We start from the raw sequence: 16,343 nt of genomic DNA, 5'->3' as shown, positions 1-16,343 counted from the left end.
GCTTCGACAAAATCACGTTTGGTGGCGATAGCGGAGGGGTTCCACACGTACCCATCCCGAACACGACCGTTAAGCCCTCTAGCGCCGATGGTACTTGGACCGAAGGGTCCTGGGAGAGTAGGACGCTGCCAAGCGAAACCCCACTGGGGTGTTTTTTATTACATAGTGTGGCGGCGTAGCTCAGCTGGCTAGAGCGTACGGTTCATACCCGTGAGGTCGGGGGTTCGATCCCCTCTGCCGCTACCATATATGCGCGTGTGGCGGAATTGGCAGACGCACTAGACTTAGGATCTAGCGTCTTTGACGTGGGGGTTCAAGTCCCTCCACGCGCATCTTCTGAACAGTCAGACAGGATTAAGAGTGATTTCTCTTGATCCTGTCTTTTTTTTATTTAAAAAATCTTGATAATGTAATCAACGTTATTTTGCATTTTTTACAATAGTACAGCAGCCTACTCCAAAAAGTTTTAATATCTATATGATTCAGTTAATCGTGAAAGCAAATCCAGATTTAGATATATTCAGGATAGGGTTGTTTGTCCTGCATCCACTCTTGGAGAAATGGGCTCACGCATATGTGCCCAGGGCATAAGCTGGCGTATAGGTTTTTACCTAAACCATGAGCGAAGGGCAGGCGTTATATTTTGGCAACCTCTTATATGGATTACACTTTACCAACTACTCAGTTTACGTATGATGTGAACCAGAATCAACTGTTCAAAAAGGATGATAATAACTATATTAACTCCCTCTCCATTAAACAGTTAAATACATTGGGAAATGCATCCCTGCTTGATATTTATTTGAGTACTGGCAATGTAGTAGAGCCGCACATTCACCAGAACGCAACAGAGCTTGTATACTGCATCAGTGGTTCTGCTGTAGTTTCTCTAATCAATCCCTTTACTAACGAATTGTTAAACTTCCCCATTAATCCAGGTCAGGTAGCGAATGTTCCCCAAGGATGGTGGCACTATGAAATTGCAACTGCAGATCATACTCACCTGTTAGCCATTTTTGATGCACCTGTTCCTGAAGCGATATTTGGTTCAGACATTCTGCGCCTTACGCCTGCGAGTGTGCTGGCCCATACGTACTGTCTGGATGAAAACAAGGTTAAGGAAACACTTGCTCCTATTCAAAAAACGGTCTTCATTGGACCCCCTGCAGATTGTGCGACTCAAGTGTCGCCAGCTGCTGAAAACATGCCAAAACCCAACAGCCAGCCGAACGCTCAGCCTTATGTACAAATGCAGTACGCGCCAAGTCCGGAAATTATGTATTCCGATCCAATGAACCCAACATATGAACATCATCCGAATGCTGCCTATATGCCGTCAGAGACAGGTTATATGCCATACTCGGTACAGCGCCCTTTTATCGGCAACGGCTGGAGATATTAATTGCCCCATCGTAAATTTTTTTGAATGTGTGTCACAGATTCCGCAGCTCATTTGTCTTCAGTATGTACACTACAATACGGAGGCGAATGAAATGAATTTGAGAATGAACCACAGAGCAGTGAATCCGGGAGCTTTCAAGGCATTATTGGCAATGGAGCAGTTTGTGTCGGGTCAATTTGAAGACAAAGTATTATATGAGCTGTTAAAAATCAGAGTATCCCAAATCAATGGCTGCGCGTTTTGTCTTGATATGCATGCCAAAGATTTGATGAAGCTGGGCAATTATGCAGATCATATTTTGATGCTTAGTGTTTGGCGTGAGGCTCCTTTGTTTACGGAAAAAGAACGTGTTATGCTTGAACTGGCTGAAGCAGTGACTCAAATTTCGCAACAGGGCGTGCCACTGGAATTGTATAACAAGGTTCGTGAACACTTTAGTGAAGCTGAACTGGTGGATCTGATCATGGCGATCAATACCATCAACAACTGGAACCGAATTGCAATTACGACAGGCATGTATCCCGGCTGTTTCAATTAAACATATATAATAACCACTGCCAGAGGAGGCCATTCAAATGAATCCTGATTATCCCACTAATGAGCCAGAAGAGTCTTCTCTGGAAGTTGGTGAACTGTATATTCGTTATAAAGCGTATGCGTTCTCCATTGCTTACCGAATGCTTGGAAGTGTTGTGGAGGCGGAGGATGTTGTTCAGGACTGTTTTACAGGCCTGCAGGGCAAATCTGCCGAGATCATCCGTAACCCCAAATCCTACATAGCCAAACTCGTGGTGAACCGGAGCCTGAATTTCCTCAATTCTGCCCGTAATCAGAGAGAACATTATGTTGGTGAATGGCTTCCTGAACCCATAGGTGAGATGGGGATTCTGCCTGAAGAATCCTTCGAGCAGAAGGAAATGATCTCTTATGCCTACCTGGTTCTTCTGGAACGTCTCACACCCGTGGAGCGCGCTGTATTCGTTCTTCGTGAAGCATTCCAATACGAGTACCGGGAGATCGCAGATTGGCTGGGCAAAACGGAGAGCAATTGCCGTCAGATATTTAGTCGGGCCAGACGCAACCTGCCGGATCAACTTCCTGACAAGGAACAGACCCAGGTGGATCGTGCTGCCAAAGAAAAATTGCTTGCGCGTTTCACGACCGCTTTTCTCAATTATGATGTGACTGCCATGCTTGATCTTCTCTCTGAACAACCTGTATTTACCGCAGATGGTGGTGGGCGGGTGCATACAGTTATGAAATCCATGATGGTTCACAAGGGCGTCATGGCTCTTCTGACCTCCAGACGTGTGCTTACCCGATTAAGGGAACGGGAATGGGTGCCCACGGTTATCAATGGAGAGCTTCACGTTGCACTTATGAAAGAGGGGAAGTTAAGCGAGGTATTATGTCTTCAACCCGATTCATCGGGTGAACGCATCGAGGCCGTTTATCTGGTCGTAAACCCAGATAAACTGACAAGAGTCTCAACGATAGCCAATTGAATTATAATGAAGTGATTTTGGAAAAAAGAAAAGCGGCATGCTCCTGCTAAAGGAACAGCCGCTTTTTGCGTTTTGAATTGTCAAATTCATGAATTGACGAATTGGTCTTCGACGGATTCAATCATTTTCTGTATTTGAGGAGTAAGCTCATCATGGTTTTGATTCAGGAGTTCAACAATTTGTTCAATGGTATCCAGAAGAACACTTTGGGTGTTGGCATCCCTGTTTTTGATCGCCTTCTCGTATGCGTTTTTCACTTCAGGATCGAGCGTGCGAACCTCTTCATCGGTGTACCAGTCATAAGCAGGAGAATTGTCACTGCCGTAAAAGATATAATGGACAATCAGGGAGTTCTGAATGGCAGAAGTGCGATTGGAGTACGGGAAGTTACGCAGAAAAGCTTCCTTCTCCAGGGTACGCCGGATGAGTTCATCCCAAGTGACGGAGATGGCCGCATCAGAAATAGTGGCTTGATTTGATTCGTCAGCCATGATATTAATGTATGCAGCAATGTCTGGTTTCACATAAGGCTGGAACTTCTTGTACATTTCATAATTGATGATGGGATAATAGATGCCTTCACTGGTCTCCAGCTTGAACCCCAGATCGGATGCCTCTTGCAAAAGGCGGCGAATGGAAGGGTCCTTAATTTCCTTAAGCAGACTGGTGTACGTCAGTTTTTGTTCATAACCCATTTTGGAATGTGCATCAAAGAGGGCACTTTGCACCGGATTGTTATATATCGTCTCATCCATTTCAGCGAGCTTGATTTTCTGGACGTTCTCAAGCTGCAATGTCATCAACGTGGCTTGCCATGGACTAACTTCCTTTATATGATTCGTCAAATATTTACGAGCCTGAATAAGACTGGACGAAGAGTTTTTGGCATTTTTCCAATAGATCTGAAACTTTGAATACACAGCTTTGGAAGCTGGCACAGAGGCCGCTGATGCTGTTGGAGGTACAAAAGAGACACCAATCGTAGTACAACCCAGTGTAAAAGCAAGAAAACCCAGTTTGATCCTGTGTTTCAAGCGCATACATTATTCCCTCCCCAAATGGTCTGTGCATAGATTAAACCAGTTTATGGTAATGGAAGCAAGTAAAACAGTGATATGGATATTGGCGAAACGGAGTGGAACGGATATATCGCATGTGCTGAATCGTATCTGAATGTAAGCGAATTTGATTCTTATTAAGGACATGGTATGATCCTAGTGTAGTGTATTTAATATAATCTAATATAAATGTTAAGATGAACGATATGAGGGATCGACATTTCCGAAAATAAGTGAGGTAGACTCGTTGAGACAACTGAATTATATCAAAGTTTTTATTTTCCTTAGTGTGGTTACTGTTGTGACGGTAGGGTTATATTATATAGCCGCAGACTGGCTGGACCAGCAATATTTTCGATTTCTCATCTGGAATCTGTTTTTGGGCTGGATTCCGTTTATCTTTTCTTATATTGCGTATGGGTTCAGTTACGTGAAGTGGAGGGCTGCTCCATGGCTTGCAGTGGCATGTGCGCTAATGTGGCTGCTTTTTTTCCCGAACTCATCTTATATCGTAACGGATCTTGTTCATCTGACGGCACGAAGCTCGCGTTATTATGCTGGCAACGGTCTCGATTACAAATACTGGTATGATCTGATTGTTGTACTCATGTTTGTCTGGACAGGCGTGCTGCTTGGTTTTTTGTCCATGTATCAACTACAGGAAGTCATTTATCGTAAAAGCGGAAGTGCGGCATCGTGGGTCTTTGTACTGGCAGGCTGTGCTTTGGGGAGTTACGGTGTACTGCTCGGGCGGGTTTACCGTTTGAACAGCTGGGATGCCTTAACCAATCGTGATACGTTAATTAAACTGATGGTTGAGAGTGTCAGCCGCCCATCACTTGCATTTTGCATGTTCTTTGGCATATTTATTCTTACCATCTATGTGTCGCTGTACTATCTCATCAATACAAGATCTGCAATTGAGAAGTGATATTCCACCCTTAAGGCCTCCTTCAGAGATATTCTGGAAGAGGTCTTCTTGTCTCAACGCTTTTTGAAATTAGTGGGCATAGTATCCGTTATTTGGTGAGAATGTGCAGGAATAGAAAGGATGATGAAGAAATAAAACAAAGCTGGAGCATACATAGAATAGTCTGTAGGTGATTGCATTCCTCTTTTACTCATTGATTCATATATAACGTCTCGTAATCACAGTCACGATATAGGAAGCAAATGAAAAGAAGATAAAGGATTGATATGATGATGAATGTAACGGAATTGACACGCAAGATAGAAGAAGAGATGAATCGGATTGATTTTTCAGGTGTAGTTTTGTTAAAACAAAATGGGCGGACACTCTTGAATCTGAGTCGTGGATATGCCAATCGCAGCGATGAAATTTCCAATCAGACAGATACCCGGTTTGGGATTGCTTCTGGATGCAAGATCTTCACTGCGGTGAGTATATGCCAACTAATTGAACAGGGCAGGCTGTCTTATGACACAAGGCTTGCAGATGCGTTGAATATTGATTTTCCTCTTTGGGATAAGGAGATTACGATACATCAATTGTTAACGCATACCTCGGGCATCCCGGATTACTTTGATGAAGAAGTCATGGAGGATTTCGCGGACCTGTGGAAAGAGCGGCCTGTCTATGCCATGCGGAATGGCAGTGACTTTCTGCCAATGTTCCAGCATCTGCCGATGAAGTCGGTTCCAGGTGAACGTTTCCACTATAACAATGCTGCCTTTATTGTATTAGGCTTGATTGTGGAAGAACAAACAGGACAGTCGTTCACTGACTATGTGCAGAAACATATTTTTACCCGATGTGGCATGAAGAATTCCGGATATTTCTTAACCGATCAGCTTCCGCGTAACACAGCGATCGGATATATCGATCATGACGACGGATCGTGGCACACCAACATTTTCTCGATTCCGGTCAAGGGTGGAGCAGATGGTGGGGCATACACAACAGCAGCGGATATGATTCGCTTCTGGGATGGTTTATTGAATTATCAATTATTGAGTGAATCGGCAACGCACAAGTTGATTACGCCCCATGTACAGGAAGAAGATGAAACCTACTATGGGCAGGGTGTTTGGATTGATCGGAAAGAAGGAGATATTTTCAAAGTGCATGTCATGGGGTTCGATCCAGGCGTGTCGTTCATGTCGTCCGTGTATCCGGATCATGCTACACAACTGGTGGTACTCTCCAATAAGGAGTCGGGTCCGTATCCCATAACGCTTGCCGTTCAAGAGGCGCTGGGATCAAATTGAAGAGTTGAGTCGGTATAAACGAATAGCCCCCGATCCGCCGGCAGCACCCGGTCATGATTTGGGGGTTATTGTTTTAGAAGGACCAAGTGAAACTGTCTATAAGCATTTCAATAATTGAGGGGCAATTAATCTTGGGAACACATCAAGTGGAGGTTTTTCCTTTTTTCGCTTGTCATTGGTCAAGACTGTAACAAGTTCAAGCTCAGGGACGATGTACACGAACTGCCCCCCAAACCCTCGTGCGTAGTAATAGTTCAATACAGGCTTGTTCTGCTCAGTGGTAACTATAGAGGTAGACTGTGACCCGGATATGGAACTACCATCTTTCCCTGATTCGGATGGTTCATCTGCCACGCAAGTATCGACCCACCAGTGCCATCCATAGCTTCCACGATTCGGCGGGGTGACAGTGATGGCTGGCTCTGTAGAACGGGCAACCAGGTCACGCGAAATCACGGTTTCCCCATCCCACATGCCTTGCTGTAAGAACAATTGACCGAATTTAAGCAAATCGGCAGGTAATAGTTTCATTCCGAATCCACCCGTATGTACACCCTGTGGATCGCGCTCCCACTGATACTCCTTAATCTCCAAAGGGCCAAACAAATAACGTTCCGCAAACTCGGCTACGCTCATTCCAGTTTGTTGCATAAGGATGGCCGCAAGTATTTGCGATACCCCCGAATTATATTCCATATGTGTTCCTGGTGTATGACTTAGGCGCTGCTCCAACGCAAATTTCACCCAGTGATCGGTGCGTGTCATGCGTGGAAAAGAATTTTGTCCGCCAAACTCATCCCAGTTAAAGCCAGCTGTCATCGTGAGCAGCTGTTCCAGGGTAATTAGCGGTTTGCGCAAGTCAGGATCCGATGCCAGCTCCGGAAAAAAGGTAGAGATCGGTGTGGATGCCTCCGGCAGCCAACCGTGATCCATCGCGATACAGATGAGTGCAGACAGCACACTCTTGGTGCACGAATTAATTTTGGCCATATGACTCGCTGCTTCTTGATTACGATAGTGTTCATAAATGACCTCACCACGTACGCTGACAAGGCAGCTACGCAGATCCAATGGCGGGATAATTTGACCTAACTTGGTTGGTATGGATGAAGGATTCATAGTGTCCCTTTCTGAACTTGTTGTTTAACTCAATGAAAAATAGGTGTCCATAATATTAGCATAGGAACTGTACTGAGCTCAAATTTTTGTGTCTGAGTTTGAGGAGACCTCTGATATACTCTGCAACGATGTCTATCTATTCTTCATGATAAGCTTGAGCATAATGCAGTATCTATTTTAGTCAAAAAAATAGATTACAGATGTGGAACATCAGGAACATCAGGAATATCAGAATGTAGGAACATTTGATGCATTGATGGCCGAACCTGCAACATTTATTGAAGGGATTCCATACTAAGACTCAATACTTTCCGATAAAGAATCTACGAAACTATAATTTGAACCTCTTTAACATTTGAGTAGTGGAAGAGGTTTTTTTGTATAGCGTTAAATTAATATTTAGGAAAAATAACACAGGAAAAATGAACTATTTTGATGCGAAAGGAGGTTAGAAATGGTAAAATAGCAATGCTTAAACATGAATTCAATAGAATAATAGATGTGGATCTTAAGACTTTTTGGCATGTAAAACTATAGTAGGCACAATATCATTGAGCTTTGTAGTAATCATATACTGAAGTGAGGAATTAAACATGGCGATTATTGATGTAATTAAGTATGATGGCTCACCTGATGTGTTTGCCTGGAAGCATCCCGAGAACGAACTGGGGACATGGACGCAGCTGATTGTGAATCAATCCCAGCAAGCTATACTCTTCAAGGATGGAAGGGCTCTTGATTTATTTGGGCCGGGTCGTCATACGTTGAGTACCGCAAATATCCCGATTCTAAACCGGATTGTTAACCTTCCGTTCGGTGGCAAGTCCCCTTTTGCAGCAGAAGTATGGTATGTAAATCAGGTAAGCGCCCTGGACGTCAAATGGGGAACAGCCAATCCGATTCAGATACAGGATCCCAAATACAATATTATAGTCCCGGTAAGGGCTTTTGGACAGATGGGAATCAAAATCGCGGATTCGCGTAAATTTTTGGTCAAGCTGGTGGGAACATTGTCTGAATTTAACCAAGTCAATATGATCAATTACTTCCGCGGGCTGATTATCATGAATATTAACTCCATGTTGTCATCCTATTTAATACATAGAAAAGTCAGTGTTTTGGAGATCAATGCATATATCGCAGAAATATCCCGACATTTTGCAGATACAATAGCTTCCACCTTTGAAGAGTTTGGTATCGAACTTATTAATTTATATATCCACAATGTGAACCTGCCTGAAGAAGATCCTTCTGTCATCCGATTGAGGGAAGCGTTAGCACGCAAAGCTGAAATGGATATTATTGGGTATACCTATCAACAGGAACGTTCTTTCGATACGCTCGAAGGTGCAGCCAAAAATGAAGGAAGTATGCAGTCTGACATTATGGGTGCAGGGCTTGGCATGGGTATGGGAGTTGGTCTTGGAGGCTCTTTCAGCAGCGAGATGTCCCAGATGTCACGGGTGATGTCCACTACTGAAACGCCTATAATGCATATTTGCGAACATTGTCACCATCCGAATCAGGAGCACGCTTCTTTTTGCAGTAAATGTGGCAAGTCCTTAAAGATGGAATCAGCATCAACAAACTGTAACAATTGTGGGCATGCATTGCAAAAGGGGACCAAATTTTGCCCGAATTGCGGTGACAAATATCATGCATGCCCTTCGTGTGGAGCAGATAATTCAGAGAATGCCTTAGAGTGTATTCAGTGCCATCAGCCCATGCCTAGTCCTTGTCCAAAATGTAACCATATGAATTCCGGTAATACCAAATTTTGCGGCAATTGCGGTACCAGTTTGGCATTAAAATGCAGTCAATGTCACCATGAAGTGAAACCGGGTCAGAAGTTCTGTCTGGATTGCGGACACAATCTGCAAGAGGGAGGACAGGCCTAGTGACTACTAAACAGAGTGATTTCCTTATTTTAAATGCAATCTATCTGATCTGTATGGTGGTAACCTCAATCGTTTCATTTACGATATTTAATCATGCGGTTGTATCTGTTGCATTTTGGATTAATCTGATCGCTTCCTACGTCGCGATTACGGCGATCTGGATGTATATACGTTATATCATGAGGAATCTGGAACAGGTTAAACGATTTGTACCTGGCTATACAGCGTTAGGTGTAATTGCAGTCATTTACCTCCTTTGTGTAGTAGTTTACTCTCTATTCACAAGCACAGCTCATTTTGCGCTTCGCTGGTTCACGTTAGTACATATCGTAACATTGGCGTTGGCATTAATTCTGTGTGGGATAATTATGATTTATATTCGAAATATGCATCGTCAGGAAGCAGACGGGCAAACGAAAATCGTAACCCTTCAGCTAATCGACAAAGCTCTCCAACAATTTCTCCATACATTGGAAAATGCCCCCGCTTCAACTGTAGACGAGGAGAGAAGATACGTGAGTTCTTTAATTGAGCTTGTAAGGTACAGTGATCCCATTACTCCAGATTCACTTACATATAATGATCACCAAATTTTACTGGATATTGAATTAATGAATAATGAACTCGTCAACCAATATGCATCCGGTGAAGGGGTAAACAGTGAGCGCCTGTCTGCGCAATTATCACAATTAAAACACCGGTTAACCGAGCGAAATCAACAATTATTTGCAAGCAAATCATAAGTTTCAGGAGGAAAAGCTGTGAAAAAATTTTTTGGGATCATATTAATTTTGATTTCATCTCTAACTATTCTTTTCTCGTTGTTTCTAGTATCAGAAGGAACTGATGTTGCCGTCATTAGTACCATTATTTTTTTTATTCCTGGTGTTATCGTGCTCGTTACGGGCATTAAAATGTGTAGTAAACCCAAATTTCACCCTAATGTTTATGGGGCTGACTATTATCACCATCAGCACCCCAACCATGACGAGTATTATGAAGAAGAATACGATGAAGAGTACGCTGAGCATGAAGAGGAATTTGAGGAACCACAAGAGCCTGTTTCAGTGAATTGCCCAGGCTGTGGGGCGAAGGCAAAAGTGTATCAGAATATGTCGACTGAATGTGAATATTGCGGCACAACAGTCCGAGCATCATAAGTTTGACTTGACTCGGCATGACTGTTGGAAAAGTTTAAGCCTGATTCCTAAAAGGAACCAGGCTTTTAGTCATTTAATTATCCAAATGGATATTCTCTTATCTCATCAAAAACCTATATAACTCTATGCTTGTACCCTATAGTCCGCTGGAACGGGGTTTCTGACTTGGTTTTAACAGGTTTGGGGTGTTGTTATTGATAATATTTGAGCTTAATGAGTCGTTAGAACATCGGATGGTTCAGGGTGTCCATTGATCATGGACAATTCCGACAAGGGAGTGGTCCTGACCGATCTTTTCAAATACCAGACGCAGTGTATGCCAGTCTCTTCCGTCTGGCTCTGTGCCATTAACATGGAATTCAACAAAATCATGATTGGCTTCAGGGTATACCTCGTGTAAATTGCCGAGATGAGCATCTTCTCCAATCATGGCGTTTACGGCGTTTTCCCCATCATGAATGAAGTCTTTGTTGTACACATATTTTTGATGATAATCCGCATAAGTCATTTCAATGCTCTCTTCGTTACCAGGCGTGCTTCGCCATACATATTTGGTGGTGTCTTTTAGAAGTCCGCTAATTTCATCCGGTTTAAACACCAGATCATTTTCGGGATCAATGTTGGCAAAAGGGGAGAAGCGAACCCCTTCCTGTGAGGCCCAAGAGGCTATGGTTTCCATATCTTCTGCTTGAAGAGCTTTAATAATGGTTGTCGATGCTTCGGTAACGGTCGGTGGCTGGCCCTCAACCGGTTCACTGGTTTCCTTGCTTGATTCGGTATCTTCTGTTTTTGTATCTGTATTGCTTTCCGTTGGTTTATCCTGTTGTTCCTGAATCGTCTCCGTCTCCGCAGTTTGAGGCTCGGCACTCTCTTCAGGGGCTGCACTGCAGGCCGAGAGAGCTGAAGTGACAACGATGCCAAGTGCGAGAAACTTAATTGGTTTCCACTTCAAAATATATCCCTTCCTTCATAAATGTTTCTTACCTTATAGACGTGATTGATCACAAGAAGTTACAGACCAAGGAAAAAAGATGAACAGCAGGTTCATTTTAGACAGCATGATCTAAATTCCTGGCGCATAAAGTACAACAATGAGATGTACGTCCATAAGGAGGAAAATAATAGCATGATAAATCCTATTTTGCAATCCCCGAATGTACAGCTCGCGGGTGACTCCAATGCTGTTTTGAACTATCAGCGAGATGCGCGTAATTATGTTACACAATTATTCGGGGAACAACTGCCTGCGATTCAAAATGGATTCTTCAACGTACACATGAGCAAAGGTATTATTGTTCAGCCTCACTGGCATACCAACGTGACTGAAATGATCGTTTTGATTAGTGGTGAGATTACAACTTCTGTATTTGATCCCTTTACCCGCAGGCGAATGAATTACCATCTGAAGCCCGGCCAGGTCTCCATTTTCCCAAAAGGATGGTTTCACTGGTTTGTGGCCGATACGGATGATGTGCACTTGTTAACGATATTTGATCAGCCAACACCTGATATTGTACTGGGTGCAGACTTCCTAGCTGCAACGCCTCCTGAAGTTGCCCATAGAGCTTACTGCATAGATGAAGAAGCTTACGCCAAAGCAATTGCATCCATAAAAAATGACGCCATCCTAGGACCGCCGATTGGCTGTGTCGACTCTGTTTCGGATCAAGCTACTCAGGCATCCAAAACTAAAGGTGAACTATAGTATCTGCTTCAACGAAACTGTTCAAGTCTGTGACCGGAAAACGAATCGGGTTACAGGCTTTTGTTTTGCAGAAATGTACACATTCAAATTTGTTGGTTAATATAGGTGTATCTTATGATGATCACGATTAAAGGATTGGCGGAGGAACATGGCAAATAAACGTGAAGATATTCAATACAGCAAGGTAACGGAGGGAAACCATTCATGACGATCACGAAAACGGGAATATTGGAAAAAGCGATAAGTTATGCGCCGATATTGATGTTTGATCAGAATGAACCATTTTATCCGGATTTAGTCGGCATTTCACTGTTGGAGAAGCCAGGACCTTCTCCGTCATTTAATCGCGAAATTCTTTTTCCGCTTGAGGCCGTACAATTTGTCATTGAATATGCGATATGGTGGGATTACGAGATTGGTCATCTGTATGAACTGGAGCATGTTTGGGTATATGTTGGCCATGATGGTGAAGTAGTGGATTGTGAAGTCAGTTTCCATGGCAAGGTGCTGCGGGGATTACTGAAAGATCGGGTGAACATGGTTGATCGTCATGTCTGTCTCTACTCACAACCCGGTAAACACGCATTTTCGCCGCTTCCTGTCGTGTTTGAGCTGCTGCCCGATTTGTACTCTGCTACAGGTGTCAAAGCGGGTTGTGACGGACTGCTGGTGAACGACTTGTTCAAAGACTATTATCAAACCAATGAATTGATTGACGCCGGTGTCAGGGACTACCTTAAGACGAAAGCCTTTGTGCCTGCCATGCAGTTCAAGGAGTATATATTGGAGCCAGAGAGGTTTATGACATGGGACAAACTGTTTGAGATTATCCCGCAGCGAATTATGAGCCGATTAAACGAACTGGAACAAATGAATCAAAAAAATGGAGATTTCGACGCATGAGACCTTGCACGAATCTGAAATGAGATCAAGACCGTCACAAAATTAAGGTCGAAAAAGACAAGTGCTTCAATTCCCAGGTCTGGGAGAAGAAGCACTTGTTGCTGTATGGAGAGACATATTCAACTTTTGAAAATAAGATCCATAAATCGGTTTGCCGCCAAAGATATGGGCATATTTCGTTTGGTCATAATCCCCACATGGGAAGGAGGAAGAGGGACGTCGAGCTGAATTTCAAACAGAGAACCCTCCTCCAGCTCTTTCGAGATAAACTCACGAGTCACATAGGAAATACCCAAGCCCCGCCGTGCAAATTCAATGAGCAAATCCACGCTGCCGACCTCAATTTCAGGCTTTAATGTGTAACCATAGCTATTGAATAGCTCAGTAATGGCCATTCGAACCCGGCTGTTCCGCGAGAAGAGAATCAGTTGGTGTTCAAGCAGCATGTCCAGTGTCATCACTTTGTCCTTCAACTGGGCATAACGTTCACCTGCGACAAAGCAATCCTTGAGCTGGATGCTTTCCCTTACTTCCAGCTGAGGATCGACAATAGGCATACGTACAACACCGAGATCAATTTTGCCCTCTTTCAGAAACGTAATGACTTCGGGTGTTGTTCCATGACTCAGATGCAGCTTGATGTTTGGATACAGGACATGGAATTCTTCCAAATACGCAAGCATGTAGTGCTTGAACAAGGAGTCACTGCCGCCAATTCTCAGTTCTCCGCTGTCGAGACTTTTCAAAGCAGCCATTTTTTCTTCCGCGAGTGAGATCAGAATCTGGGATTGTTCGATGTAGGAGTATAAACTAACGCCTTCCTGAGTCAATGCAACTCCCTTGGAATTCCGGTAAAACAACGTAAGACCAAAGCTCTCTTCCAACTGCTTGATGGCATGGCTGACGCTGGGTTGAGTGATATAGAGTGCTTTCGCGGCTTGGGTTAAACTTCCCGTTTTTGCTGCCCAGTAAAAGACTTTATATAATTCATAATTTGTTGTCATAGATATCGTCTATAGCTCCTGTGAAATATATTAATTACTTGTATGGCTATAAAACGTATTATAGTGTAACTACAGCAAAGAAACCAGAGTTACTTGGAAGGAGAACGGTGATATGGAACCAACGAGCATTATTTTGTTTGGTGCTACTGGCGATTTAGCCAAAAGAAAAATATATCCTGCCTTATACAATTTATACATTGAGCAGAAACTTCCGGAAACCTTCTCGCTGATTGGCCTTGGCCGTAGAGAATGGTCTGATGAATTCTTTCAGGCGCAAGTTGAAAAATCACTGAATGAATTTTCCAGACGCCAGGCGGATCCTGAACGCGTGAAGTCGTTTGTGCAGGCTTTTCGCTACAATGTATTGAATATAAGTCATAAGGAAGATTATATAAAGCTGTTAAGTCTTGTTGAGCAGAGAGAAGCAGAGCTGGGCATTCCGTCCAATCGCCTGTTCTATCTGTCTGTTGGACCAGAGTTCTTCGAACCGATTGCTGAAAATATCCAGAACAGCGGACTGGGTTCCACTGAAGGCTGGAAACGCCTCGTGATCGAGAAACCGTTTGGTAATGATCTGCAGTCGGCCCGTGATCTCAATCGCAAATTGAGCGAAGCATTCACGGAAGAAGAAATTTATCGGATTGACCATTACTTGGGCAAACCGATGGTACAGCGTTTGGAAACCCTGCACCAGAGCAACCCGATCATGAAAGCATTATGGAACAACCGTTACATCTCCAACGTGCAAATCACGGCTAACGAGACGGTCGGCGTGGAGGAACGGGCATCCTATTATGATCATGTGGGTGCAGTGCGGGATATGTTCCAGAATCATATGCTACAATTGCTGATGATGATGGCTATCCAGCTTCCATACAACAGCACTACCGAAAAAGTTGGACTCAAGAAAAAGCATATTATGGAATCAATCGAGCCTTTGCAGAAACAGAGCGTAGGCACCAGCGTGATTCGGGGACAATATGCTGAGGGAACCATTCAAGGCAAAGCAGTGAGCGCGTATGCTGCTGAACCAGGTGTTGCCGAAAATACAATGAACGATACCTTCATCGCTGCAAAATTGCAGATTGATGACTTCTTCTGGCGCGGCGTTCCATTCTACATCCGCACGGGTAAACGAATGAAGGAGAAATCAACACGTATCGTCATTGAATTCAAGGAGCCATCAGGTCAGGCAAATGCAACGAAGAGCAACGGTTCCAAACCGAACCTGCTTGTCATTGAAATGAGTCCTGATCAAAGCATGACATTGCAGCTCAATGCAAGCGACCCTCAAAATAAGGGGGAGTTCAAGCCTGTGCATATTGATCTGGCGCCTGATCGGGAGGATCTTGCCGAAGCTTATGAGAACCTGATCCGTGATGCGCTGCATGGCGATCCAACATTCTTCGCGCATTGGGATGAAGTTGAATTGTCTTGGGCTTGGGTACAGCCGATCCTGGATGCATTTGAGGAAAATCTGCTGCCACTTCATCTGTACCCTGCAGGCAGCTACGGCCCTGTTGAATCAGATGAAATGCTTGCTGCAGAAGGCCACCATTGGTGGTTCGATGAACCGTCAGATCAGTCTGCTGAAGATGCAACTGCCGCACCATTAGCTGTAAATGCAAACTTGTAAATAAAATAAAACAAATTAACTGGAGGGTTTTAACATGAAATTTTTCATCGATACAGCAAACTTGGAAGACATCAAAAAAGCGTATAAAATCGGCGTCCTGTCCGGTGTAACAACCAACCCGTCATTGGTAGCCAAAGAAGGCATTAAATTTGAAGATCGCATTGAGGAAATTTTGCGTGAAGTACCTGAAGTTGAATCCGTATCTGCGGAAGTAACTCCAGATGCAATTACTGCTGAAGAGATGATTGCTCAAGCAGATGAACTGATCAAAATCAACAACAACGACAAAAACATTACAATCAAGCTGCCAATGACACTTGCAGGGCTTGAAGCATGTCGTTACCTGACCAAAAAAGGCGTAAAAACCAATGTAACGTTGATCTTCACCGTTAACCAGGCACTTCTGGCTGCACGCGCTGGCGCAACTTATGTATCTCCATTCCTCGGTCGTCTGGATGATATTTCTGAAGATGGTGTTCAATTGGTTGCCAAAGTTGCTGAATTGTTCCGTACACATAATCTGGATGCGCAAATTATTGCGGCATCGGTAAGACATCCGGACCACGTTACACGTGTAGCGATGGCTGGAGCACATATTGCTACCGTTCCATTCGCGGTTATTGAACAAATCTCCAAGCACCCACTGACTGATCAAGGCATGGACAAATTTGCAGCTGACTGGAAAAAAACAGTTCAATAAGATTAACTGTTAAATATTGAATCT

The 16,343-nt window shown here is 43.7% G+C and carries 16 protein-coding genes, 2 tRNA genes and 1 rRNA gene; 15 read left to right on the top strand and 4 right to left on the bottom strand.

Going from position 1 to position 16,343, the window contains the following annotated elements:
* Positions 1–17: 17 nt before the first annotated feature.
* The 6 genes from rrf to HP552_RS30655 all read left to right on the top strand — a co-directional run bounded on the left by rrf (position 18) and on the right by HP552_RS30655 (position 2,907).
* Positions 18–134: ribosomal RNA gene (gene rrf / locus HP552_RS30680) — 5S ribosomal RNA — on the top strand.
* Between the two features lie 35 nt (positions 135–169).
* A tRNA-Met gene (locus HP552_RS30675) sits at positions 170–246 on the top strand.
* Between the two features lie 5 nt (positions 247–251).
* Positions 252–332: transfer RNA gene (locus HP552_RS30670), tRNA-Leu, on the top strand.
* Between the two features lie 311 nt (positions 333–643).
* On the top strand, positions 644–1,402 hold the full coding sequence (locus tag HP552_RS30665; protein WP_175399122.1) for a cupin domain-containing protein: 759 nt from the start codon (positions 644–646) through the stop codon (positions 1,400–1,402).
* A gap of 91 nt (positions 1,403–1,493) precedes the next feature.
* Complete coding sequence (locus tag HP552_RS30660) at positions 1,494–1,940, top strand: carboxymuconolactone decarboxylase family protein (protein WP_175399121.1); 447 nt, start codon at positions 1,494–1,496, stop codon at positions 1,938–1,940.
* Between the two features lie 37 nt (positions 1,941–1,977).
* Entirely contained in the window at positions 1,978–2,907 is a 930-nt protein-coding gene (locus HP552_RS30655) for a sigma-70 family RNA polymerase sigma factor (protein WP_175399120.1), read from the top strand.
* 86 nt (positions 2,908–2,993) lie between these two features.
* Here the strand turns inward: HP552_RS30655 and HP552_RS30650 are convergent, their stop codons facing one another.
* Complete coding sequence (locus HP552_RS30650; RefSeq protein ID WP_175399119.1) at positions 2,994–3,947, bottom strand: hypothetical protein; 954 nt, start codon at positions 3,945–3,947, stop codon at positions 2,994–2,996.
* A 265-nt stretch (positions 3,948–4,212) separates the two neighbouring features.
* Here HP552_RS30650 and HP552_RS30645 point away from each other — a divergent pair, with 265 nt between their 5' ends.
* Positions 4,213–4,896: a DUF1361 domain-containing protein gene (locus HP552_RS30645; protein ID WP_175399118.1), complete on the top strand. Its 684-nt coding sequence runs from the start codon at positions 4,213–4,215 to the stop codon at positions 4,894–4,896.
* A 269-nt stretch (positions 4,897–5,165) separates the two neighbouring features.
* Positions 5,166–6,194: a serine hydrolase domain-containing protein gene (locus HP552_RS30640; protein ID WP_175399171.1), complete on the top strand. Its 1,029-nt coding sequence runs from the start codon at positions 5,166–5,168 to the stop codon at positions 6,192–6,194.
* 96 nt (positions 6,195–6,290) lie between these two features.
* Here the strand turns inward: HP552_RS30640 and HP552_RS30635 are convergent, their stop codons facing one another.
* Positions 6,291–7,313, bottom strand: coding sequence for a serine hydrolase domain-containing protein (locus HP552_RS30635; protein ID WP_175399117.1), 1,023 nt, complete (start codon positions 7,311–7,313; stop codon positions 6,291–6,293).
* Between the two features lie 593 nt (positions 7,314–7,906).
* Between HP552_RS30635 and HP552_RS30630 the strand changes: the two genes are divergently transcribed.
* From HP552_RS30630 to HP552_RS30620, 3 genes are read left to right on the top strand one after another with little or no spacing between them, the layout of a single operon-like run.
* Positions 7,907–9,211, top strand: a complete 1,305-nt coding sequence (locus HP552_RS30630; protein ID WP_175399116.1) for an SPFH domain-containing protein — start codon at positions 7,907–7,909, stop codon at positions 9,209–9,211.
* The gene (locus tag HP552_RS30625; RefSeq protein ID WP_175399115.1) at positions 9,211–9,954 is read left to right on the top strand and encodes a hypothetical protein; all 744 of its coding nucleotides are present in this window, start codon (positions 9,211–9,213) and stop codon (positions 9,952–9,954) included. The genes HP552_RS30630 and HP552_RS30625 overlap by 1 nt, the downstream gene beginning before the upstream one ends.
* An 18-nt stretch (positions 9,955–9,972) precedes the next feature.
* Positions 9,973–10,371 (top strand): hypothetical protein, encoded by a 399-nt coding sequence (locus HP552_RS30620; protein ID WP_175399114.1) that lies wholly within the window; start codon positions 9,973–9,975, stop codon positions 10,369–10,371.
* A gap of 238 nt (positions 10,372–10,609) precedes the next feature.
* On the opposite strand, the gene HP552_RS30615 is transcribed toward HP552_RS30620, so the two are convergent.
* On the bottom strand, positions 10,610–11,323 hold the full coding sequence (locus HP552_RS30615) for a hypothetical protein (protein WP_175399113.1): 714 nt from the start codon (positions 11,321–11,323) through the stop codon (positions 10,610–10,612).
* A gap of 174 nt (positions 11,324–11,497) precedes the next feature.
* Between HP552_RS30615 and HP552_RS30610 the strand changes: the two genes are divergently transcribed.
* Together HP552_RS30610 and HP552_RS30605 are read left to right on the top strand one after the other, a co-directional pair.
* Positions 11,498–12,076 carry a cupin domain-containing protein gene (locus HP552_RS30610; protein ID WP_175399112.1) on the top strand — a complete coding sequence of 193 codons (579 nt, stop codon included), beginning with the start codon at positions 11,498–11,500 and terminating at the stop codon, positions 12,074–12,076.
* A gap of 204 nt (positions 12,077–12,280) precedes the next feature.
* Entirely contained in the window at positions 12,281–12,979 is a 699-nt protein-coding gene (locus HP552_RS30605; RefSeq protein ID WP_175399111.1) for a hypothetical protein, read from the top strand.
* A gap of 119 nt (positions 12,980–13,098) precedes the next feature.
* Here the strand turns inward: HP552_RS30605 and HP552_RS30600 are convergent, their stop codons facing one another.
* Positions 13,099–13,983: a LysR family transcriptional regulator gene (locus tag HP552_RS30600; RefSeq protein ID WP_175399110.1), complete on the bottom strand. Its 885-nt coding sequence runs from the start codon at positions 13,981–13,983 to the stop codon at positions 13,099–13,101.
* Between the two features lie 112 nt (positions 13,984–14,095).
* Between HP552_RS30600 and zwf the strand changes: the two genes are divergently transcribed.
* Both zwf and fsa read left to right on the top strand, forming a co-directional pair.
* A complete protein-coding gene (gene zwf, locus HP552_RS30595; RefSeq protein WP_175399109.1) occupies positions 14,096–15,619 on the top strand; it encodes a glucose-6-phosphate dehydrogenase in 1,524 nt (507 codons plus the stop codon).
* A gap of 34 nt (positions 15,620–15,653) precedes the next feature.
* Positions 15,654–16,319 (top strand): fructose-6-phosphate aldolase, encoded by a 666-nt coding sequence (gene fsa / locus HP552_RS30590; protein ID WP_175399108.1) that lies wholly within the window; start codon positions 15,654–15,656, stop codon positions 16,317–16,319.
* Positions 16,320–16,343: the final 24 nt, after the last annotated feature.

It is taken from the genome of Paenibacillus xylanilyticus (assembly GCF_013359935.1).
GTDB lineage: Bacteria > Bacillota > Bacilli > Paenibacillales > Paenibacillaceae > Paenibacillus > Paenibacillus xylanilyticus.
Note: the sequence above shows the minus strand (reverse complement) of the source record. Positions and strands in the feature narration are given on the sequence as shown.